The sequence below is a fragment of the Paenibacillus sp. J2R1T-4 genome (assembly GCF_059692235.1).
On the sequence record NZ_JCAUBA010000011.1, the window covers coordinates 62,369 to 84,423 of the forward strand.

18 protein-coding genes are annotated in these 22,055 nt (G+C 49.2%); 5 read left to right on the forward strand and 13 right to left on the reverse strand.

The window, feature by feature from the left end:
- Positions 1 to 2: 2 nt before the first annotated feature.
- Both AC58QD_RS18765 and AC58QD_RS18770 read right to left on the reverse strand, forming a co-directional pair.
- Positions 3 to 335 carry a hypothetical protein gene (locus AC58QD_RS18765; RefSeq protein WP_497336022.1) on the reverse strand — a complete coding sequence of 111 codons (333 nt, stop codon included), beginning with the start codon at positions 333 to 335 and terminating at the stop codon, positions 3 to 5.
- 40 nt (positions 336 to 375) lie between these two features.
- Positions 376 to 825, reverse strand: a complete 450-nt coding sequence (locus AC58QD_RS18770) for a hypothetical protein (RefSeq protein ID WP_497336024.1) — start codon at positions 823 to 825, stop codon at positions 376 to 378.
- 193 nt (positions 826 to 1,018) lie between these two features.
- On the opposite strand from AC58QD_RS18770, the gene AC58QD_RS18775 reads away from it, so the two are divergent.
- The gene (locus tag AC58QD_RS18775) at positions 1,019 to 1,531 is read left to right on the forward strand and encodes a GNAT family N-acetyltransferase (RefSeq protein ID WP_497336026.1); all 513 of its coding nucleotides are present in this window, start codon (positions 1,019 to 1,021) and stop codon (positions 1,529 to 1,531) included.
- Positions 1,532 to 1,548: 17 nt separating this feature from the next.
- On the opposite strand, the gene AC58QD_RS18780 is transcribed toward AC58QD_RS18775, so the two are convergent.
- Complete coding sequence (locus tag AC58QD_RS18780) at positions 1,549 to 2,367, reverse strand: YitT family protein (RefSeq protein WP_497336312.1); 819 nt, start codon at positions 2,365 to 2,367, stop codon at positions 1,549 to 1,551.
- A gap of 117 nt (positions 2,368 to 2,484) precedes the next feature.
- Complete coding sequence (locus AC58QD_RS18785) at positions 2,485 to 2,778, reverse strand: hypothetical protein (RefSeq protein WP_497336028.1); 294 nt, start codon at positions 2,776 to 2,778, stop codon at positions 2,485 to 2,487.
- Positions 2,779 to 2,869: 91 nt separating this feature from the next.
- On the opposite strand from AC58QD_RS18785, the gene AC58QD_RS18790 reads away from it, so the two are divergent.
- The 3 genes from AC58QD_RS18790 (at position 2,870) to AC58QD_RS18800 (ending at position 10,413) form a co-directional block, all read left to right on the forward strand.
- Positions 2,870 to 4,501 carry an SWIM zinc finger family protein gene (locus AC58QD_RS18790; protein WP_497336030.1) on the forward strand — a complete coding sequence of 544 codons (1,632 nt, stop codon included), beginning with the start codon at positions 2,870 to 2,872 and terminating at the stop codon, positions 4,499 to 4,501.
- Positions 4,498 to 7,554, forward strand: a complete 3,057-nt coding sequence (locus AC58QD_RS18795; RefSeq protein WP_497336032.1) for a DEAD/DEAH box helicase — start codon at positions 4,498 to 4,500, stop codon at positions 7,552 to 7,554. Before AC58QD_RS18790 ends, AC58QD_RS18795 begins: the two co-directional genes overlap by 4 nt.
- A gap of 231 nt (positions 7,555 to 7,785) precedes the next feature.
- Positions 7,786 to 10,413: a beta-propeller domain-containing protein gene (locus AC58QD_RS18800; RefSeq protein ID WP_497336034.1), complete on the forward strand. Its 2,628-nt coding sequence runs from the start codon at positions 7,786 to 7,788 to the stop codon at positions 10,411 to 10,413.
- Positions 10,414 to 10,549: 136 nt separating this feature from the next.
- On the opposite strand, the gene AC58QD_RS18805 is transcribed toward AC58QD_RS18800, so the two are convergent.
- Positions 10,550 to 11,239 carry a TerC family protein gene (locus tag AC58QD_RS18805; protein WP_497336036.1) on the reverse strand — a complete coding sequence of 230 codons (690 nt, stop codon included), beginning with the start codon at positions 11,237 to 11,239 and terminating at the stop codon, positions 10,550 to 10,552.
- A 480-nt stretch (positions 11,240 to 11,719) separates the two neighbouring features.
- Here AC58QD_RS18805 and AC58QD_RS18810 point away from each other — a divergent pair, with 480 nt between their 5' ends.
- Positions 11,720 to 12,403 carry an N-acetylmannosamine-6-phosphate 2-epimerase gene (locus AC58QD_RS18810; RefSeq protein ID WP_497336038.1) on the forward strand — a complete coding sequence of 228 codons (684 nt, stop codon included), beginning with the start codon at positions 11,720 to 11,722 and terminating at the stop codon, positions 12,401 to 12,403.
- 22 nt (positions 12,404 to 12,425) lie between these two features.
- Here the strand turns inward: AC58QD_RS18810 and AC58QD_RS18815 are convergent, their stop codons facing one another.
- The 8 genes from AC58QD_RS18815 to AC58QD_RS18850 form a co-directional block, all read right to left on the reverse strand.
- Positions 12,426 to 13,334, reverse strand: a complete 909-nt coding sequence (locus tag AC58QD_RS18815) for an ROK family protein (RefSeq protein ID WP_497336040.1) — start codon at positions 13,332 to 13,334, stop codon at positions 12,426 to 12,428.
- Entirely contained in the window at positions 13,327 to 15,135 is a 1,809-nt protein-coding gene (locus tag AC58QD_RS18820; protein ID WP_497336042.1) for a class I mannose-6-phosphate isomerase, read from the reverse strand. The genes AC58QD_RS18815 and AC58QD_RS18820 overlap by 8 nt, the downstream gene beginning before the upstream one ends.
- Before the next feature lie 31 nt (positions 15,136 to 15,166).
- Positions 15,167 to 16,819, reverse strand: a complete 1,653-nt coding sequence (locus AC58QD_RS18825) for an MGH1-like glycoside hydrolase domain-containing protein (RefSeq protein WP_497336044.1) — start codon at positions 16,817 to 16,819, stop codon at positions 15,167 to 15,169.
- A 24-nt stretch (positions 16,820 to 16,843) separates the two neighbouring features.
- The gene (locus tag AC58QD_RS18830) at positions 16,844 to 17,521 is read right to left on the reverse strand and encodes an SGNH/GDSL hydrolase family protein (protein WP_497336046.1); all 678 of its coding nucleotides are present in this window, start codon (positions 17,519 to 17,521) and stop codon (positions 16,844 to 16,846) included.
- Positions 17,522 to 17,542: 21 nt separating this feature from the next.
- Positions 17,543 to 18,361 (reverse strand): carbohydrate ABC transporter permease, encoded by an 819-nt coding sequence (locus AC58QD_RS18835; protein ID WP_497336048.1) that lies wholly within the window; start codon positions 18,359 to 18,361, stop codon positions 17,543 to 17,545.
- Positions 18,362 to 18,376: 15 nt separating this feature from the next.
- A complete protein-coding gene (locus AC58QD_RS18840) occupies positions 18,377 to 19,279 on the reverse strand; it encodes a carbohydrate ABC transporter permease (RefSeq protein ID WP_497336050.1) in 903 nt (300 codons plus the stop codon).
- 71 nt (positions 19,280 to 19,350) lie between these two features.
- A complete protein-coding gene (locus AC58QD_RS18845) occupies positions 19,351 to 20,688 on the reverse strand; it encodes an ABC transporter substrate-binding protein (protein ID WP_497336052.1) in 1,338 nt (445 codons plus the stop codon).
- A complete protein-coding gene (locus AC58QD_RS18850) occupies positions 20,685 to 22,043 on the reverse strand; it encodes a glycosyltransferase family 4 protein (RefSeq protein WP_497336054.1) in 1,359 nt (452 codons plus the stop codon). The genes AC58QD_RS18845 and AC58QD_RS18850 overlap by 4 nt, the downstream gene beginning before the upstream one ends.
- Between the last annotated feature and the right edge of the window lie 12 nt (positions 22,044 to 22,055).

The following is a 22,055-nucleotide window of genomic DNA, read 5'->3' on the forward strand; positions in this document are numbered from 1 at the left end:
CATTACCCGCCGCTGGAGCTAGAGCTTGCAGAAGAAGAACTGCCTATCCCGCTCTTGGAGCCCTGTGTCCCGCTCGAGATGCCGGATGACGGTTTGTTCGCGGTTCCGCTCGTCAGACCTGAATCCGTCTTGGTGTATCGTTTCCTACCATTCGACATATAGTAGGAGCCCCCTGCCCGACTTCCGTCATCATCACAATAGCCGTCATTATTGTCGTCCCAGCATTCGTTCGTTGCTCCGGTCGTTGTCGTCTTTGTACAGCCAGAATTAATAGCCAGAACCCCAGCGATGAACAGACTAACCAATGTCCGGGTTTTCAATCCTTTCGATTCCATCCTACAGCCCGCCTCCTCACCTGTGCAGCAAAAACCGCCCTTATGCGCTCGGTTCCGCGTAATATACATACAGCTTGCGATCCTCATCCACTTCAGTTGAAGTTCTCAACCAAAGCTGTCCACGTATAACCAACCGGTCACTTTGCAAAATTAATATCGTCGTATCATCATCCTGATTGTTATACCTATGGACTACCGGGTAGCGGTCTGTTCCCTCTCTGTATTCCCGCACCTCAATGCAAATTCCTCCTCCGTACCGGTAATCGTCTTGACCATAATCAACAACATGCTCATCCTCAGCCACCTGAACATAAATAACACATTTATTCGCTTCAACAACGCTATGCAATTTCTCATACACCGTCTTGTTCTTAATCCAATAATCGCAGGCAAAGCGAAGTGATATTTCATCTGGATCAATGAAGTCATAATAGTAGAGCACGGGATCCTGCTTATACTCATCCTTCAAACGATATTCCAATCTTGCCATTACCTTTCATGCTCCTTTGCATCAAAATGAATATGTGTAATATACGAGCGAGTATGGGTTTGGTTTCCATCTCCATTTGCTGTCATCTCTGCAATGAATTATGATAAGTTAGGTTCCAACAACCCATTATAAACCTTGCTATTCCCTATTGAATAGGGCATTTAGCAGCATATGATCAGGAGATCTACCACCTATGAAGCATCCACTTCTTCCCTCTTCGCCTAATTGGATCATTACTCCTTTAACGGAGTACCATGGCCGTCTATTATGCGAGTGGCGCTACCCTGCTCCTTACAACATTTACAACATGCCATCTTGGGAGCATATGCTGGCTCACAGCCAAGAATTCGCTGATCCGCTTATCCGGGAGGAGCAATACTTAGCCGTGTGCGACACGAAGGACCAATTGTCAGGCTTCGCTCAATTGTTCCCGCTCGAAGGCTGGACACGGTTAGGGCTCGGACTGCATCCAGACCTTTGCAGCCAGGGACTCGGACAATCCTTCCTGCAGGCGATTCTTCGCACGGCTAGACATAAAAAACCCTCCAATCAAATAGACTTGGAGGTGTTGACTTGGAATAAGCGCGCCATTCGGTTATACGAATCAACCGGCTTCCATATAGACGATACTTATGAGCGCCCGTATGCAGACGGCCGACTTGGACAGTTTCACTGTATGGTGTACAACGATAGTCGATCCGATTGATCCGTATAACAGAATGATTAGTGAATATCTTTCTTCTTGAAGCGACCGCCTTTGACATCATGAATATTGCCAACAGCCAAGAACGCAGCCGGGTCCAAATCTTCAACGATTGATTTCATCTTCGCTTCTTCCAGACGTGTTATTACACAGAAGATCACACGCTTGTTATCTCCGCTGAATCCGCCCTCGCCGTTCAAGAACGTGACACCGCGGCCAAGCCGGTGAATAATGGCATCTCCGATCTCTTTGTTGCGCTCACTGATGATCCATACCGATTTGGATTCTTCGAACCCTTCGATAGTAATATCGATCATCTTAAAAGCTATATAATAAGCTATAAGGGAGTACATCGCTTGATCCCAGCCGAATACGAAACCAGCGCTCCCAAGAATGAATATGTTGATAAACATAACGATTTCGCCAACGGAAAAAGGACTTTTCTTGTTCACTAGAATAGCTACAATCTCGGTTCCGTCCAACGATCCCCCGGAACGGATGACCAAGCCTACCCCAACCCCAAGGATAATACCTCCGAACACAGTGGCAAGCAACGGTTCAATCGTTAGCGGCGGAACAGGGTGAAGCAGGAATGTACCAATGGACATGAGTGCAACTGCAAATAGAGTAGAGATAGCGAATGTTTTGCCAATTTGTTTGTACCCGAGGAAAAGAAAGGGCAGATTCAGAAGAAACAAGAATATTCCGAGCGGAAGACCAGACAAATGAGATGAAATGATAGATAAGCCTACGATGCCCCCGTCAATAATTTTGTTGGGTACCAGGAAAATTTCCAGCCCCACCGAGACAAGCGCGGAGCCCAGAATAATTACAATCATTTTTCGCAAAACCTTGGTTCTCGATAGCCTCAGGTGTTTTCTATGGGCTTCCGAGTTTTTGTCAAAAAGCTTCTCTTGCTCTAAAACAGTCAAGCCAAACTCCCCCTTTTTCTTGTCTCAAACCAAGTAAACCAGCTGCAACTCCTTATCGGTTATAGCTAATTTAATAATATGGTGCTCGCGATCGTAGATCACTTTGCCGCTCCCGATATACATAACCGGATCAGCTCCGAGCGCATAGAATAAGTCGTCTGCCAGAGTACGAATACACTCCGAGCGTTCCTCTTCCTCTAATTGACCCCATTGTTCTTCACTCATCTCGAAGCTATCGTGCACGTTATTCATCCGAATCAGCGCATCCGAAAGCTCTCTTACAATATCCTCATATTCCCTGCCGAATTTGACACCCAATTTGTTGACTCCCTTCGCGCCAACTGGAAAGCAGCGCCTAATGAACTGTGTTATACTATATTGTATCGTATTGTGCGGAGATGATCCAATAATGTTGAAAACTCAAATAACTAAAGAAGAATTGGATCTGTTAGGAGCGAAAGTGAAGAGCAGCTTTCGTCTATTTGAACTGGAAAAAGGACTGGAGCTCCAACAAAAAGGATACGTCTATAACACCGCTATTCTGCCGGAACACAAGCTTGTCGCCAAGGTGCAGGATCAGCAGGTGTATGATGTATCGCTAGACTTAGACAACCTGAAGAGCAGCAAATGCCATTGCTCCGATGGAGGCTACTGCGAGCATATGGCTGCAGCTTTCTTCTATGTATTCGCAGTATATGGTCGACCGGATGCTTTCGTACGCGCCTTGAAGCAGGATGACAAGACCGCTGCTACGGCAGCGGTGAAGAACGCATCTGCTCTTCACCGCAAGACCGTTCTATACGTTGACCCTGCGAGTTCCGCTTCAGACGGAATCAAGGAATCGGCTGCTCCGGAGGAGTGGAAGGATTTTATTGCGAAAAAGTGGGTGCTGTTCACTCAGAAGAACCAGCAGCACAAGCTTTTCATTGATGATTATTACAATGCTGCCTTCCATACCATTACGATGTCTACACAGTGGTGGAGTCGAACTCCTCGGCTGCTGTTTGCCGTACAGACCGGGCTCATGCTGTTAACTCAATTAGATGAAGACTATGCGCAGCGTCAAACGCTCGGTTACATCATCCCCGGTGACCGTCATAGGGAAGCCGCCAACTCCTTACTGGAGAAATGGCATGCTGCTGTCAGGGAGATCGATGTAAAAGACGCCGTTAATCAGTATGTTCCTTATATTTCTTTAATTGCGGACACGGTTCGCATGCTCTTGTTGGCCACTAGGGAAGAAACACCATTTCAACCTATCGCCGTCTACAGACTACTATGGTCACGTGTGTTATTCCATGGATCCGAGAGCTTCTCGGAGAATGAGCAGGTGCTGCTCGAAACCGTCCGAAAGAACAATGAACTGTCCGAGATCACACGCGGAGCGGCTACGCTTGCAGCGGTGCATTTCCTGCTTCTCCGGCACCAGGACGACGCGGCCTGGATCGAGCTGCATTCTGTGCGCACCTTCCGACCTGAGCAGCTCCTCCCTTTTCTTGAGGAATGGCAGCAGCAGGAGGATTGGCTGCGCGTATGGCAGTGGCTTGAGCGGCTGCAGCCCAGCTTCCGAGCTTTGAATGAGAAGTCGTTCCAACAATTCTGCAGTATTGGGAACTTGGCCGCGAAGGAACTCGAGTTAACGGATGAGTGGCTAGCCAGACTATCCGCCCTTCTGCCTCGGAGCTATTATGCTTATACGGAAGTGTTGATGAGAATGGGCCGTTATCGCAGATGGGTCAACTTCCATCTCGCTGAACGCATCGGACTCTCGTCCTTGTATCCTGTCGATATGCGGGCAATCGAGGCGCATGATCCGACTCTGCTGCTGCCCGTCTACCATCAATCCATTGATGCTTATATCAAGCAAAAAAATCGCACCGCATACAAAGAAGCCATTCGACTTCTGAAGAAGTTAGCCAGTATCTACAAACAATTGGGTCGCCAGGATCGGTATGAAGCTTACATGGAAAAGCTTGCTCGCCACTATAGCCGACTGCGCGCATTCCAAGAGGAATTGAAGAGAGGAAAGCTGATTCGATGATTCTGATGTCTCCCATCACGGTACACACCCAGTGGATGTCTGCTGGTTCTTTCTTCATATGGGCAGAAATGCACGGTTCTGAGCTCGATGCGGAGCATCTGAGGTCTTTGCTCTTCGCTTGGCATGAGCCCTCCTTTTATGGAACCTTTATTGAGATCGGCAGTCTGGATCGCAAGGAAGGACTGCTTCTAAGCGCTGAAGAAGCATTGGATTACTTCGCCAAGCCCCTATGGAATGAACATGCTCTCATTCAATGGGATGAGGATTCCACCCGCCTGCTGGATGCTGCGCCTGATATATTAACGGCGAGGGAACAAGATGCCATCGTACCCGACTTCTACAAGTGGAAGAGAGGTCAAGCGGGTTGGAAGCTGTTATTGGACCCAGAGGAGCATAGAGCCGATTCGAGGGATACAGATCGTACCCAGTCATTATCACCTATAGTTGAGGTGTGGCTTGACCATCTCATGGCGGAGCGTTTGCCTAATGCACACGCTCGCATGATGCTATGGAATTCACCAACGGTTGCACAATCAGGTACTGAAGTCGGGGTGGAGCATACACCATTAGATGAAAACCCTGAAGGCACCTCCCTGATTGATGCCCCGCAAGAAGCTCCCGTCCGTGCGCCTGACGGCTTATTCGAGGACGAACGAGACTGGCTTGTGTCTATCGGCTGGTTGCCTGATCCCGCCCCCTTCCGGGTATGTTTACAGATTCAGGAGCCCGATGCAGGATCGGCATGGATGATGTCTATTGTATTGCAAGATAGAGTGAATCCAGATCAATGGATCGCTTGCACCCCTTCCGGGATGCCTATTGAGGACGAAGAGCAACCCATCCCGGAGCATTGGGGCAACCCTTCAGCTCGAATCCGTCAAACGATGGCCAAATGGTTCTATGTCGTTCCCTGGCTTCAATCTGCAGGAACGGAATCCATTCGTTCCTACATCGAGTATACCGAAGCTTGGGATTTCCTTATGGATCGAAGCCTGCGTCTTGCTGAGCTGGGACTTCCTGTGCTGCTTCCAGCCTGGTGGGAGCAGCTTCGTCAGATGAAGCCGCGGCTGAAAGCCAAGATGAAATCATCCGTCGGCTCGTCCCGTGATTCCTTATTCGGGCTGAACCAAATCATGCAATTCGATTGGCGCTTGTCGCTCGGCGGCCTTGAGCTTAACGAGGCCGAGTTCGATATGCTCATGAAAAGCAACCAGCAGCTAACGCAGATACGAGGACAGTGGGTGCTGCTTGATCCAGCTCTGCTCGAGCAAGTGCAGCGGCTGATGAAGCAAGTCAGCAAGCGCAAGGGCCTGACATTCCGTGATGTTCTTGAGATGCATCTGCTTAGAGATCCAGAAGCGCTTGGAGACGCTTGGTTCGAGGAGGAACGCTCTGCGAGCGAGAGTCTTCAGCTCGAATTAGAGTTGAATGAACAGCTGCTCCAGTTCATAACGCAGCTAAGCCATGCCTCCAGCATTCCGCGAATGGAGATCCCCCCGACCTTCCAGGGGACATTGCGGAACTATCAGGTGGAAGGCGCCTCCTGGCTGCTGCTGCTGCGCAAATTCGGGCTTGGTGCATGCCTCGCGGATGATATGGGACTAGGCAAGACGATCCAGATGATCACATATTTGCTGCATATCGCACAGAACGAACAGCCGCAGGCCCCTTCTCTGCTCATCTGCCCCACTTCGGTGCTGGGCAACTGGCAGAAGGAGCTGGAACGCTTCGCCCCTACCTTGCGAGTGCGTCTGCATTACGGGCCGAACCGCAGTAAAGGAGAAGCATTCAATGAATCCATTCAGGACTGTGATCTGGTGCTGACCTCGTATGCCCTAGCTTATTTGGATGAAGAAGAGCTTACTTCCATGGAGTGGAATTCGATCTGCCTGGACGAGGCTCAGAATATTAAGAACACGTATACCAAGCAAGCAACCTCAATACGCAAGCTTAAGGGCGAGCATCGTATCGCGATGACAGGTACACCGGTTGAGAACCGTCTGACTGAGCTTTGGTCGATCTTCGACTTTATTAATCCTGGTTATCTGGGTCCATTAAGAGAGTTCAATCAACGCTTCGTTGCAGGGGTAGAGCGCGACCGGGATCCTAACCGCATTCAGCAATTGCAGCGATTGGTGAAGCCGTTCCTGCTGAGACGGTTGAAAAAAGACCCGTCCATCGAGTTGGATTTACCTGATAAGCTCGAATCCAAGGCTTATGTCTCGCTCACAGCAGAACAAGCAGCCCTTTATGAGAACTACATCCATGACTTGTTCGACAAACTGGACCGGTTATCTGCTATGGAGCGACGCGGGCTGATTCTGGCCTCGCTTACTAAGCTGAAGCAAATTTGTAATCATCCTGCTGCCTTTTTGAAGGAGTCAGAGGAGGTTAGGCTGCAGAAGCTTGAGGCACGATCCAATAAACTGGAGAGGCTGCTTGAGATGGTCAAGGAGCTGCGCCAGGAAGGCGATTCCTGCTTGATCTTCACTCAATTCGTGGAGATGGGGAGACTGCTGGAATCTACCCTGCAGCAGCATTTCCAAGAGCCCATCCTGTTCTTGCATGGCGGGACCCCAAAAGCTCAGCGTGATCGCATGATTGAGCAATTCCAACAGGGTGCTCCGACAGCTGTCATCCACAGCAAGGATCAAGAAGATGAGGAGCAGTGGGATGCACCCATGAGACGCATCCCTGCAGATCAGAACTCCAGCATCGAGGCGACAGGCATCTTCATTCTTTCTCTGAAAGCAGGCGGGATTGGTCTCAATCTCACGGCAGCCAACCACGTGTTCCATTTCGATCGCTGGTGGAACCCTGCTGTGGAGAATCAGGCAACAGACCGCGCTTTTCGCATTGGCCAGACCAAACACGTTCAGGTGCACAAATTCATCACACTGGGTACGCTTGAAGAACGTATTGACGAGATGATAGAGCGCAAGCAGGGGCTCAGCCAACAAATTATTGGGGCAGGCGAGCAATGGATCACGGAAATGTCGACAGATGAGCTCAAGGATCTATTCACATTGCGTCGTCAGTGGATTGAGGGATAGAGCCTAGAAGCTGCCTACACAGCCGTAAGCCTGGTTATCAGAACCAGGTTTATTTGCTGTATAGTCAGAACCAACCGTGGACACCATCGTCTATCAAACATTTTTGAACGCGGTCCGCTTTGCCCTGCAACATTCCATTTTGTAAGCGCGTCTAATTGGATAGAAATGTTTTGGAAACAACTGGACGTTGCTGGCTAGCGCCAATACCTAATCTTGCAGGAGGAATACGATATGAAAAAATGGATATTACCAGCCTTGCTGATCGCTGTGCTGATCGCAACCTTTTTCCCTGTAACTGCCGCTCCAACTGCGAATACGCAGGCTGCCGAACCGGAGATTACCGTCAATATTACTTTGCACGGACAGCCTATGGCTGTTGAGCAGGCACCTATCTTATCCGATAGCGTGACACTTGTCCCCCTGCGGAGCATTGCTGAAGCGCTGGGCGCAGAAGTCACCTATTCCGAGCAAGATCAATCCATTACAATGTTGAAGGGCAGCACCTTGATCAACCTGGCTCTCGGCTCTTTCTCTGCTCAGAAGAACGGACAGCTCATTACCTTGCAGGCTGCACCTAGACTTGTAGGCAATGTTACTATGGTGCCGGCCAGATTCATCAGTGAATCCTTCGATATGTTAGTAACATGGGATGATGCCACGCGCACCGTTCAAATCAACAATCTGCAAGAACTTCCAGCTGTAGGATCATTGGACAACTTGAAGGCGATCGTGCAAAAGGCTCAAACCGCCCATAATAATGCTTATGGCATGATGGCGGGAGCCGCTACGACAGATAATGCTATGATGACCAAAGAGGCGGCTAGTGCTCCATCTGCACCACCCAATAGCCAAAAATCAGTTGCCTCAGAATCGTCAGCGTCCGCAGACTATTCCAAGACCAATACTCAAGTAGAAGGTGTGGATGAAGCTGACGTAGTGAAGACAGACGGCACTTATCTCTATCAAGTGAACGAACAATCGCAAAGTGTACTTATTACCCAAGCCTATCCTTCTACGGAGATGAAGCTGGTTAGCACTATAGCTTATAAAGATCAGTCTTTCAGCCCGCGTGAATTATATGTAGATGATCAATATTTGGTCGTGATCGGCAGCTCGTACCAGCCTGTTAATCGCCCTATGCCAGAGCCAATGCCAATGCCTAAGCCGCTTCCCGCCCCTGCGAACTCCAGTTCAAGCATGCCAAGCAGTCCGGCGACTGCACCGTCCATGTCTGTTGATTCAGGGGCTCCCGCTGTACAAGGATCAGGCTCCGGCGATTCTTCCGTGCAGGCATCAACCTCTTCTTCATCGGCAGCTGTGGCTCCGTCCGTATCCAAGATGGCTATTGCCTCGGATCGTATGATCTATCCAGGGTATTCCCGTCAGACCATGAAGGCTTACATCTATGATATTTCGGACAAGACGAAGCCTAAGCAAGTACGAGATTTTGAGTTAGAGGGCTCCTATGTGTCTTCGCGCAAGATCGGGTCGTCACTCTATCTGGTAGCGAATCAATATGTGAATCTGCCTTACGTGATACAGAATAAGGGCGCTGAAATCGATACAGGAGTACAAGCACAGCAGCAAACGGCCCCCCTTACTCCATCCTATAGAGATTCATCCGGTGTGAATGAATTCAAATCTCTAGATTATAGCGTTATTCGCTACTTTCCCGATTCCATTGAAAGTAACTATATGATTGTTGGCGGACTAGATCTAAGCAAACCTGAGAACCAATTGAATGTAGCTGCTTATCTCGGCTCTGGCCAGAATGTATTCGCATCCGATCAGAATCTGTATGTGGCTGTGACCAAATATACCGCCTCATCCCCTGACCCGCTTGCGCAAGAGAGTCCTAATCCTTTGGAAAAGAAAAGATTGATTGCGCCTCGTTATGAAGAGAATACAACGATCTACAAGTTCCGCCTGGACCAAGGCGCTACGAAGTTTGTCGCTCAAGGTGAAGTTCCTGGAACCGTCTTGAACCAGTTCTCCATGGATGAACACAACCAGCATTTCCGTATTGCCACCACTAAGGGTCAAATATGGGGATCCGGGGAAAACATGTCCAAGAATAACGTCTATGTGCTCAACGAGGCGATGAATGTGACAGGCAAGCTGGAGAATATAGCGCCAGGAGAACGGATCTACTCCACTCGGTTCATGGGCAACCGCGCGTATATGGTTACGTTCAAGAATGTGGATCCATTATTCGCGATCGATATGACCAACCCGGCCAATCCTACCATTCTAGGCGCGCTCAAAATCCCTGGGTACAGCGACTATCTGCATCCTTACGATGAGAACCACCTGATTGGTTTCGGCAAAGAAACGATGGAGACGACTATCAAGGGCGGGAATGGCGCTCCAGATCAAACAAATGCCTACTACCTGGGTATGAAAATATCGTTATTCGATGTAACGAATGTCGCTCAGCCAGTTGAGAAATTCAAAGAGATCATTGGCGATCGCGGAACTTACTCCGAGCTGCTGAATAACCATAAAGCGTTGTTGTTCTCCAAAGAGCATAATCTGTTATCGTTCCCTGTACATGTGATGGAGGCAAAGAACGGGACGACCGATCCGAACGGCATGCCAGCATATGGCCAGTTCAGCTTCCAGGGTGCCTATGTCTACAGCCTTGATCTGCAGACGGGCTTCAATCTGCGAGCGACGATCACGCACATGACAGAGGAAGAGCGTCTGAAGGCGAGCAACAATGGATGGTATGGCAGTAACAACCATAATGTAGAGCGCATTCTGTATATCAAGGATACCCTTTATACATTGTCACCAGGTATGATCAAGACGAATGATTTACTCACACTCAAGGAAAAAGACAGCCTTCAATTGCCATAATGAATGGTAAGTTGCAACAACCGCAAGAAGCCGTCCTGTTAGGGCGGCTTCTTGTGTGCTACAAGGGCAAATAAACACCGCACACCATCGTCTAGAATGGTGTGCGGTGTTTATTTGCTTATAGGTATCTGGATAATTACCCTTCGCCTCGTACTTGCGGATTAGGACGTTTGCCTTTTTTAAGCATCCCCGCTCCTACCAGAGCAATAATAATTACGATGACGATGGTCCATTTCAGCAAGCCGCTATCACCGAGAAAGTTGTGAACGAATGGCTCTTCAACTATCATTTTACCTGCTGTCAGTGCCAACACGCCCGCACCAATAATAATGGCTGATGGGAATCGATCCATAATCTTCAATACGAATGTACTGCCCCATACCATAATCGGAACACTTATGATGAGTCCTGCGATTACAAGCCCGTAGCTCCCGTGCGCTGCTCCAGCAACTGCGAGAACATTATCGATCCCCATAACCGCATCCGCAATAATAATGGTTCGAATCGCTGCGGCTAATGACACGCCTGCTTTTATGTTTCCGTGGTCCTTCTCATCGACTAGAAGCTTGTAGGCGATCCAGAGCAGGAACAATCCTCCGACAAACAATAAACCAGGAATCTCTAGCAGCCACACGACTGCAAGCGTAGCGATTGCCCGGATTACAACTGCCCCTACAGTCCCCCAGATGATAGCTTTCGTCTGCTGCTGCTTGGGCAAATTACGTGCAGCCATACCAATTACAATTGCATTGTCACCGGCTAATACCAAATCGATTACGACGATTACAGCAAGCGCCGACAACATATCCATCGTTAACCATTCCATTGTTGCCACTCTCCCTTTGATTTGGATCTCAGCTGTTTTCGCGTCCCAGACAACGCAAAAGCGGCCCCCCTAACGGTAAAGGCCGCTTTTCGCACAAAAGAAAAGTAGGAAACAAGGGACCTTTACCGTTATGGCAAAGGTCTTGCTAACAACGAAATTCGTTGCCAACAAAGCCGGGGATGAGTTCATCCCGTAATGACGACTTTGCTGTAACAGCTACTCCCCTTTGATTCGATTGCCTTAATCGTACAAGGAAACAGGTAATATTGTCAAGCCTAGCAGACAAGCTTCCACGTCCAATCTATCGTATAGATAGGCTTTTGGTTAAGCAGGGAAGCCAAGCTAGCCGCCAAAAAGAATTTTTGCTCCATAATATTAATTAATTCAGGAACTAATCTCCACTCTGTGTTATACTCTTAATATGTCTCATTGCTTATAAAGTTAATCGCGACTGTAACTAATTAGGGAGTGGTATGAAGAATGAATCCTTTATTCAATAAACGCGGCCTTATCGTTTCCTGTCAAGCTCTGCCCGGGGAACCTCTATATTTGCAAGGCACTATGGCATTGATGGCTGCAGCTGCAGAGCAGGGAGGCGCAATCGGTATTCGAGCAAATGGGCCTGCAGACATTCGTGACATTAAAAAAAGTGTCGGGCTGCCTGTGATTGGATTGTTGAAACGCGATATTCCAGGGTCAGATATCTATATTACGCCGGAGCTTGAGGATGTACGCGCGATCATTGAAGCAGGTGCTGATGTAGTCGCGTTGGACATGACCAATCGCGAGGACCGTCTTGAACGTGTCAAACCCCTGTTGGATTATTGCCACAACGCTGGCGTACTCGTCATGGCCGATATTTCTAATGTAGAGGAAGGAATTGCCGCTGAGCGTCTCGGAGCAGACCTGGTCTCCACAACCATGTCAGGTTATACTCCATATAGTCCTCAGCAGGTAGGACCAGATTTGGAGCTTGTGCGCCTGCTTGCCGCTCAGATTCGCGTGCCTGTCGTAGCAGAAGGGCGCATATGGAGCCCTGCAGAAGCCATTCTTGCCTTAGAAGCTGGTGCTGAGTATGTAGTTGTGGGTGGCGCTATCACCCGCCCTCAACAAATTACTGCCAAGTATTCGGGCCAAATCGAGGACTGGCTTGGTGGCCAGTGACTGAATTCGGCGAAGAAAGTCGCTACAACAGGGACACTACCCCCAGAAAAGCGCTTCGAGAAGTGTTTTCCACGGGCAAGACCTCGATACTTCGGGAGACACCCCTTTTGAAAGCTTCGAGGAACAAGTCGGAACTCTTGGCAATTTGCCCACCGAGGATGACGGCTTCAGGCCGGAAACGATCTGCATAAGGCTTCAAAGCGGCAGCAAGCAACGAACCGAATCGCTCAAAAACGTCCAAAGCTTCCCGATTCCCCTGATGGGCTAATAAAGCCAGCTCTTTCACATCGTGCGTCTCGGTATTAAAACCGAGCTCTCGTGCGATGCCTAGAATCCCTCGTCTGGAAATATAACGATCTATGGTCCCCTCCAGAAAAGGCTGGTTGTATAACCAGCCTTCTGGCGGAACCCCTTCCCCGTCCGTCACAATGCGGCCGTGCTCCAAGAAGGCGGAGCCAAGGCCTGTCCCGATCGTCAAACAGAGGCATCGTCCGTAGACCGACGCTTGTCCGAACTTAACCTGTCCTAATGCGAATGCCCGAACGTCGTTCTCGAATACGATGTGCCAGTCGGCAGCAAAGCAGGACAGCAGGCGCGGATCATTGCTTACCCGCTGCCTCAATTCCCGCCCTACATCGACTCCGTAAAGGTTGTCGAATTTATCAATGCCCCGCATCAGGCTGATTCCCCGTGCATAATCGAAAGGCCCGGGAAACGCCATGGCCACCCCGCGGATCGAGCCAGCGCCCTCGAACGGCAAAGCCTTTTCCCGAACAATGTCGAGTAAATGAGAAACTATGACTTCCTTCGATTCTTTTGCACGTGAGAGATAGGTACTCGCCGTTCCATCAAGGATACGCCCTCCTGCTTCCACAAACGCCGCTTTAATGGAAGTACCGCCTACGTCCAAAGCGATTGCGCCATTAGACATTCACAAAACTCACTTCCCAATCCGGACTTACGCCGGCTTTAATCAGCTTGCACGGACCGCTGCCGATATTATCAATTCTAAATTCACCGAATACCGCAGGTAGAATATAAGATTCCGCATACCCAAGCTCAACAAAAACGTTCGGATCCTGCAGGGAGACAATCTTTACTCTTTCCCCTTCCACCAGGTTAAGGAGCAGCAGTTCCCCGACTGTGTCATCCTCCCACTCGTCAGTTAGATGAACACGATTGACATAGAACAACAAATCTTCCCGCTGTCCCAGGCGGTACTCTTGATTATCGCCTTGAGCGCTGAGAAGCACAGGAGTTGGAATCAAGTTTTGTTTGACCCACTCTTCCTTTTTGTGGAAATCGATATTGTCAAAGGCATGATCAATATTGATCGGACGCGGTTTGCCGTCCAAATCTTTTCTTAAATAATCGTAAATTTTGAACGTCAACCACCAGGAAGTAGCGGATATTTCGAGCACCATATTATCAATTCCCGAGCAATGCACTGTTCCCGTCGGGATCAGGAACAGATCCCCTTTCTCCGCGTCCCATTCCTTGACGTACCTGGTGAACTCCATAGGAACGGCTGTTTCCTGGGCTGTTTGCACGGCTTCGAGGAAGCTTTCTTTGGTGGTCGATTCGGTCAATCCCAGATAAACTTTGGAGTCGCCTTTTTTCTCCATAATATAATAGGATTCCTGCTGCTCTATAAAATCATTGAAATGTTCGCGGACATAAGCTTGCTTCGGATGCACCTGGCACGAGAGATTGTCGCCGTCCATTGTGTCCAAATAATCGAATCGGATCGGGAAATAATCTCCGAATAGGCGAACAAGCCGCTCACCCATGATACTCCGGTGACCCAATGCCATGACGATTAGAAAAGGCACCTCGATGACCCGACCCTGATGCCCGATCAAAATCGAGTTCTCAGGCGCAATCGGCTCGAAGCTCCATGCGCAGTTGACCCAATCTTCCGGCAGATCCGCAAGCTTTTTCAAGTATTGGCCACCCCATACACCAGGGGCGAAGAACGGCTTCACCCGCATTGGCGCTGTGGAAATCACTTCGATCATTACATTCAAATCCGCCATCCGAACCAAATTCGGTGACTTCTCGTCGTTCATATCCACATAATAATCGATCTGAGGCAACGTTTGCTTGCGATACGTTTCAAGAATCGGCCATTCGACAAAATAAGCGATTTTGTATTTCTCTACCGAATCCCTGTTCCAGCTCATCCCGAAATTGAGCAGCTGCTTCCGGTGCTGAGCCTGCTGGTATTCCCGTGATACGTCCAGGAAGAAGGAGAGATCGTAATTCCCCTGCCCGAGCCAATAAGCACCCGGTCCGAATACGAGCACCGCTCGCTTGGGCGCGTCCGCTTCTTCAGAGCGGACCGCACGGGTACTTTGTTCAAATGCTTCCTTAGTCTCGGACACAAAGTAGTCTTCAATCGAGCCCTCGGTTACATAACCGAATGCCCGGTTGCTCGTAATATTGTTTTTGAAGTCGGAACGCAGCTGTTCCCCCGATTTCAAATAGCTGTAGCTGCTGATGACGTCGACTTGAATACCCTTCTTTTCCAGCTGTTCAACCACTTGTTGCACGACTGGCTGAAAGGCTGCTCCATGCGTACCGTCTAATGCCACAAATACTTCCTTGCGACTGGAGGATTCCAAACTTTCAACAAGAGTGGCGACAATCGCTTCATAACCCGATCGGATTCCGGCATAGTCTTGTGCCAAGCGTGATTCGGGAACTAAGTTAACTGGCTTTTTGTCAAACATTCGTATCGATCCTTCCTTATCCATAGTGTGATTATTGAATCCGGAATTGTGCGGAACCGTCGATTTTCACCCGTTGTTCATTCGTGCTAGATTGAATGTTCAGTGTGACTGGGCCATCGCTAGTAACTGTAATGAGATAAGTGCCGTCGGAATCCTCGGTTGCGGTCAGGTTCAACGTTGTGCCGGCGAACCAGTACCGGTTGCAGCCGACCGTTCCCTTTCCTGCAGGCAGCCGCCACGTCAACTCATTCGTGCGGGCGTCACCCTTGAGACCGATCGCATGCTCTAACAAATAAAGCGTCGGGGCGATCCCCGACCAGCCTACAAAATCATGCTTATCCGCATCTCCCTTATCGATGAAATCGGGCGGATAGTTTTCCCATATTGTGCCTGTGTCTTGATAAATCTGAACAACGTTGTTCAAATGATTCAACGCGATGTCTCGCGCAACCTCGTAGTATCCGTATTTCTCCAGTCCGCGAATGACCATCGTATTCGTCGGCGCCCAGACCGATCCCCGCCAATAGCCTCCACGCGGATCGTAACCCTCTTCGTCCGCCGCACAAACAGGTACGCGGTGTTTCCGGTTAAACGTATTCGGATCGTTCACCCATCCGACTAGTTTTTCGGCCTGGTTCTTGTCTGTAACACCCGCCAGAAGGGCCCAAAACGCGGCTATCGTTTTGACAGGAGCCCGTTTCCCCTCATTGGTGAAATCATAGTAGAAGCCGGTCTCTTCGTCCCAGAGAAGCTTATTGATGGTGTTCGTGATCTCCTGTGTGTCCCGTTCGAGTCGAGCCGACAGCTCGGCAAACTTCTGCGCGTCAGCCTTCCGGTCTTGCCGTTCACTCCGCTGCTTTAGCACGTCTAGAATTTCAAGAAGATTGCGGCCGAACAGCACCATTTCGCAGCTGATGTCCACTCCGCTGCCCAAGTACTTGTTGCGCGGCGAGTTGTCCATACTGGCCCAGTCAGTAACGAACAGCCCGTACTGGTTGTACAAATGGTAACGCAAAGCGTCATAGTAACGGAGAAGCGGTTCCCATACAAGCTCCAGCCGATCCGCATCGCCGGTCTGCTTGTAGCTTTCGATCTCCGCCCAAGCCAAAACCGGATGGTTCAACGTATCAAGGGTCAAATAAGGCGGATTCTCAACAGTACGTCCAAGATCCGGCTTATACATTTCTTCATAAACAGGAGGTTTTGGCTTCTCAGTCCGATTAAGCCCTCTGAATTGATAACTATTATGAAAGTAGGAATGGAGCGGCTTACGGTCGTGGTTCACCCACCTGTCGAATAGCTCCCCTGTATCGCGAACGATTTCCCGAGTAATTTCACCGTCACCCAGCTGCTTGCAGTAAAAGTTATCGAGGGAACGGATCCCCGGCATATAAGGATGAGCTAGATTAGCGAACATAGTAATAAAAGCGGTGTCCCACAAAAAGATATTTCCGTTAAAGGCTGCATCGATAAAATTGCTGACGAACCCGCTTTTCTCGGACGGGACGTGTGTATTCTGGAAGGCGATTTCCCAAGTGCGCCAATAGCACTCGATATAATCCGGCCTGTTCACGAATATGGGCTCGGGCAGCAGGCCACGAGCCTCCTCAAACGAAAGCAGAGGGGCGTCCTCATAAGTTGTTTTCTTAAAGAAAATTCCCATTTCGTTTGTCTTGCTGGTCATAGCGTTCACTCCATTACCATTTTTTCAAGTTAAAATTCTATGCTGTCGGATGGCCTTGACGATTGCGTCCGCGATCAGCTCATAGGCATATCGGCTTGGATGAATATTGTCGTTCTGGTCGATAAACCATCGGATGGGCGTCCCCTCAGCGACTTGCTTTTGTACCCGCTCGTATACATTGATGGTCGGCACGTTCTGCTGTCTCGCAAAATCAACCGCTGCCCTCAGATACATTTCGCTAGATTCCGCCCATTCCCTTCTTAACTCCGGCGCCACGTCCTTGTAAGTAGGAACATGGTCCAGGAAACGTTCGGGATCGGGAGGAATCGTAACCAGAAATAAAAGCTTGGCGGGAGTCGCGGCAGCTACGGTATCCCATAACCGGCGCAGCACGCTTGTGTAATTGGCGACGTTATGTTTGCCGTCCAACCGGTGATTGTAGGCGAATGACTCCGCAATTACGAGATCAGGGCTTGCCGCAGATAAACACTTTTGGTTGCCGGACCCGAATGGATTCGGATATTCGTGGGTGATACGGTGAATGCCGTATTCCGCCCGCGTGCCGCTTACCCCATAGTTGAGCAGCTCAAAGGGCTGATCCGGAAACTCCCTAGCGAGAGCGTCCTGAAGCTCCGGCAGCTCCGGCCCCCAGAAAGCGGTCATCGAATCGCCAAGACATGCAATCTTGAACTTTCGCTTCACTGCAACATGTCCCCCTTCTTGTTAACCCTTAACAGATCCGGCCATTAACCCTGCCACAAACTGTCTCTGCAGCACGATAAACAATATAAGAACAGGCAACAGTGAAAGCACGTTAGCCGCTAATATTTTGGACCAAGGTATTGCCACCGAATCTTGCGCCATCAACGCCAGTTTCAATGGAATCGTGAACTTCGACTCACTCTGCAGCAAAACGAGAGGCATCGTAAAGGAATTCCAGTTTTGCACGAAGTCGATAATGACTAGCGCCGTCAGAGCTGGGCGAATCAAAGGAATGACGATTTGGAAAAAAGTGCGGAAATCACCGGAGCCGTCAATTTTGGCCGCCTCCAACATTTCGTCCGGAATGTCGTCGATATATTGTTTCGTGAAGAAAATGGCAAATACCGTGACTGAAAAAGGCAATATTAACCCGATCAGCGTATCGAACATGCCTAGCTTCGTGATAATGAAATACAAAGGCAGCAACAGCACCGTCGGCGGCACGGTCATCGTCGCGATTAATATAACGAACAGAACGTTTTTGCCTAGGAACCGCTTCTTCGAAAAGGCATAACCGGCCATGCTTGAGAACAAGACTGTCAGCGCTACGGTAGGAACCGCTACAATCAGTGAGTTCATAAAAGTTACATCAAACTTGAGCAAGTCCCATATTTGCGGATAGTTTTTCCATACGATTTCTTCCGGCCAAAAAGTCGGGGGAAACCGTGTGATTTCCGCATCGCTTTTCAAACTCGAAGCAAGAAGCCAATAGATCGGAAGAAAAAATAGGATCCCAACCAACCACAGAATGGCAGCAGGCAGCAATTTTTTCATCTTCATTGCGCGTGTCCCCCTTTACCCTAACCGTTTTTCGACGATTCTTCTCTGAATGACCGTCACCAACACTACGATAATAAACAAGATGTATGACATGGCTGCCGCCGGACCGATTTCGTAATACTTAAACGCCCGATTGAAGATCAGGAATGGAACGGTCGTTGTGGAATCGGCAGGGCCGCCACCCGTCATGATGTAAATTTCCTGGAAGACGTTAAGCGAGCTGATCAGCAGCAAAATCATTACGACCAATGAAATTCGCCCCAACAAAGGCCATGTGATATACCGGAATTTTTGCAGCGCATTGGCGCCTTCCACATCGGCTACCTCATATAAATCTTTAGGGATATTTTGCAAGCCAGACAAGTAGATAAGCATGAAATAGCCTATGTTTCTCCAACTGGACATGATCGCGATTACAGGCATCGCCCATACGGTGCTTGCGAGCCAATTCGGTCCGTCCATGCCGATTTTCAAGAGCAGGGCGTTAATTAATCCACGGTCTCCGTTAAACAGAAACATGAAGACCAAGCTCGCGCTTACGACCGAGAAAATATAAGGGACAAAAAACACGGATCTGACGAAATTCACACCCGGCAGTTTTTGATTGACGAGCAGGGCCAGCAGGACCGATCCGAACATCGTGATCGGGATGAAAATGATTCCGAAATAAGCCGTGTTGACGATTGCTTTTATAAATAAAGGATTGTCCAAAGCGGCTGCGTAATGATCGAAACCAACAAACGCACCCGGAATTTCAAACAGCCCTGAATTTTTCAGTGCAATCGGTTTAATATCCTTAAAGCTGGCTATGATCGACCAGATGACCGGATACACCAGAAACATGCCCAAAATGATGAAGGCAGGCAAAATAAATAAATAAGCGCTAAAGTCGCCCAACTTGTTTTTTAGTGCTTTCATTTTATCACCCCTATGAAAGAGAAAGCACCTGAAGGTGCTCCCTCTTACTCTCCCTCTTTATATGTGGAAATTTATTTCTTCTTGATGATTTCGTTCCCTTTGTCTTCGACCATCTTGAGCGCTTGGGCTGCAGAAATGCTTCCCGATACGGCTTGGTTTAATGCGTTCTGATATATTTCATCGCTGACTTGTGCCCATTGCGGAATAGGGATCAGAGTAAACGGATATTTCAAGCCTTCCTGATAGACAAGGAACTCCGGATGATCTTTGTAATACTGGGTATCTCCCATATCTTTGCGAATCGGAATTCGGAACGGGTAATATTTGCCGTCATCTCCCTTTTCGCCTTTCATGATCATTTCTTGCGCAGGCTTGGAGGTCAGGAATTGGATCAGCTTGTTGGCCGCTTTGAGCTTATCTCCTTCAACTCCGGTCGGTACGGACAGCAGGTAAGCCGTAACTTCCGTAGCTTTGCCGGCCGGACCTGCAGGAACTTCAGCTACAGCGGTCTCGAACTTACCGCCTGTTTTCCAGACGTCGGAGACGCCCCATGGCCCTTGCAATTCCATAGCCACGACCTGATTTCTGAAGTCGGCCATGATCGCGCCTCCGTCTTTGTTCAATGAATCCGGAGGTGCTGTTTCTTTCATCAGCTTGGTGTAAAATTCAAGAGCTTTCTGGCCTTCAGGCGAATTGATCGCCACTTCGTGTCCACCGTTCGCTTCTTTCACGAGTTTGGCTCCGCCCTGAGCGGCGAACATACCGAACATCCAGGATAGGTCGGGACCTTGCTTACCGGCGAGTCCTATACCGTACTGATCCGGTTTACCGTCCCCATTCGTATCTACCGTCAGTTTTTTAGCGGCATCGTACAGCTCGTCCCATGTTTTCGGAGGAGATTTAATACCCGCTTTTTCAAACAACGTTTTGTTGTAAATTAACTGGATCGTGTGTCCGAGCCATGGCATGCCGTACAGCTTGCCTCCATCCTCGGAGAGCTTCCAAATTTCCGGCTCGTAATTCGCCTTCTCAGAGCCGAACGTTTTCGACAAATCCTCGAATGCTCCCTGAGGAGCCAGCGACTTCACGTCGCCGTAATTCACTTGAAGCACTTCTGGGGCTTTACCGCTCAAAATTTGAGTTAACAACTTCGAACCGTATTGAACCCCACCGAGCATTTCAACTTTGACATCCGCATTTTTCTTTTCAAATTCATCAAGAATTTCGCGAATTGCCTTTCCACGACCGGAATCGCTGGCCCAGGCAATCTGCATGCTGATATTCGTCACCTTACCGGTATTGTCCGCTGGTGCCGCAGTGTCGGGAGAACTGCTGTCTGGTTTAGAGCTGCATGCAGACACGAATGTCATGGCACCTGCAAGTACAAGTATTCCTAATTTTTTGATCATCGACTTACCTCCTCAAGTAATGGTTCCAAAAGATTGCGTAGAGACTCATACGAAAAATTCGTTTCGCCAATTCGGTAATTATGTTGAACGACCCGTTCATACTGTTCGGCGTCGGTCAGCAGTTCAGCCATCCGCTTTGCTGCTTCATTCACTTTCGAAACCTCCACGCTTACAAGGCCGTCCGGCTCGATCTGATGCCGATTGCCCAAGGTGATAAACTCAAACCCATAATCATGGATATCTTTCTCAAATACTGGGTATTCATAGATCAATAATGGCTTTTTGGCGAATACGGCCTCCAGCAGTTGGTTTCCCCAGCTTTCCAGGATACTCGGAAACGTGACCAGATCGGCGATCACATAAGCATCCCACAGCGAATAAATTTTTCTGCCGCCCGTATGGACACGGGAATATTCGATTACCCCATTGATGAATCTCAGGTCTACTCCCCTATCATCCGCTTTCATCCGGAGCTGTTCCGTGTATTCATAGCTCGATTCGGGCATCCCGGCCAACACATGAATGATCCGGGTCCTATCCGTCAGCTTTTTACCGTTGTACAACTCGGCCGAACGAAATTTCGGGTCCGTCAGCACGCTTTGCAGAGAGGCTACCGCTTCAATGCCTAATTCGATCGCTTTCCGTTCCGTAACCCGGGTTGCCTGTAAAATGACGATGTCGTCTTCGCCGACGCCGATATCACGTCTCAGCGATTCGTTGTAATCGTCCTTCATCCATCTGGCTAGGACAAAATCAAATACGTTCGGGATTATGGCCGATATCAGTTTGCGGCGCTGCAACAGCTCCTCATAGCTGATTCGATTGGTCACCGCATGACGGATGTTAGGCATAGCTGGAGGGAATAGCTGCTCCAGCCAAGTTTGCACAATCGGGCAGGTAGGTTTGGAGTATCGCTCTCTTTGCCAGTAAAAGTCATGATGAAGCGCAATGCAGGCGACGCCAGTCGATCTTAGGGCGTTCGTGAAGGCGATGCCGGCCGGCAAGCTCCATCCTAACGACAAGATATTGTGCGGCATGATCAAATCGATTCCTTCGGATTCGATAAAATCGGTCAGCTTGGTCTCCATACTTTTGGCAAAGGCCAAGATGTCTTCTGCAAACTCCTTTTCTGAATCGTAATCGAGAAGCTTGTCGTACGCATTGAAGACGAATTTCTCGTTCATCGGATGTTTGTAATGAAGCTCCGGAATGACATAGGCTTTGCTCATGCCTTCGCTGCCCGCCAGAAATACAACCTCATACCCTAACCGGCTTAGAACGTCCTTCCACTTTTCCATCTCCAGGGAAACGCCGTCCGTTTCGCCGACTCGAAAGTGAGCCAGAGCGATTTTCAAACCATCCCCCCC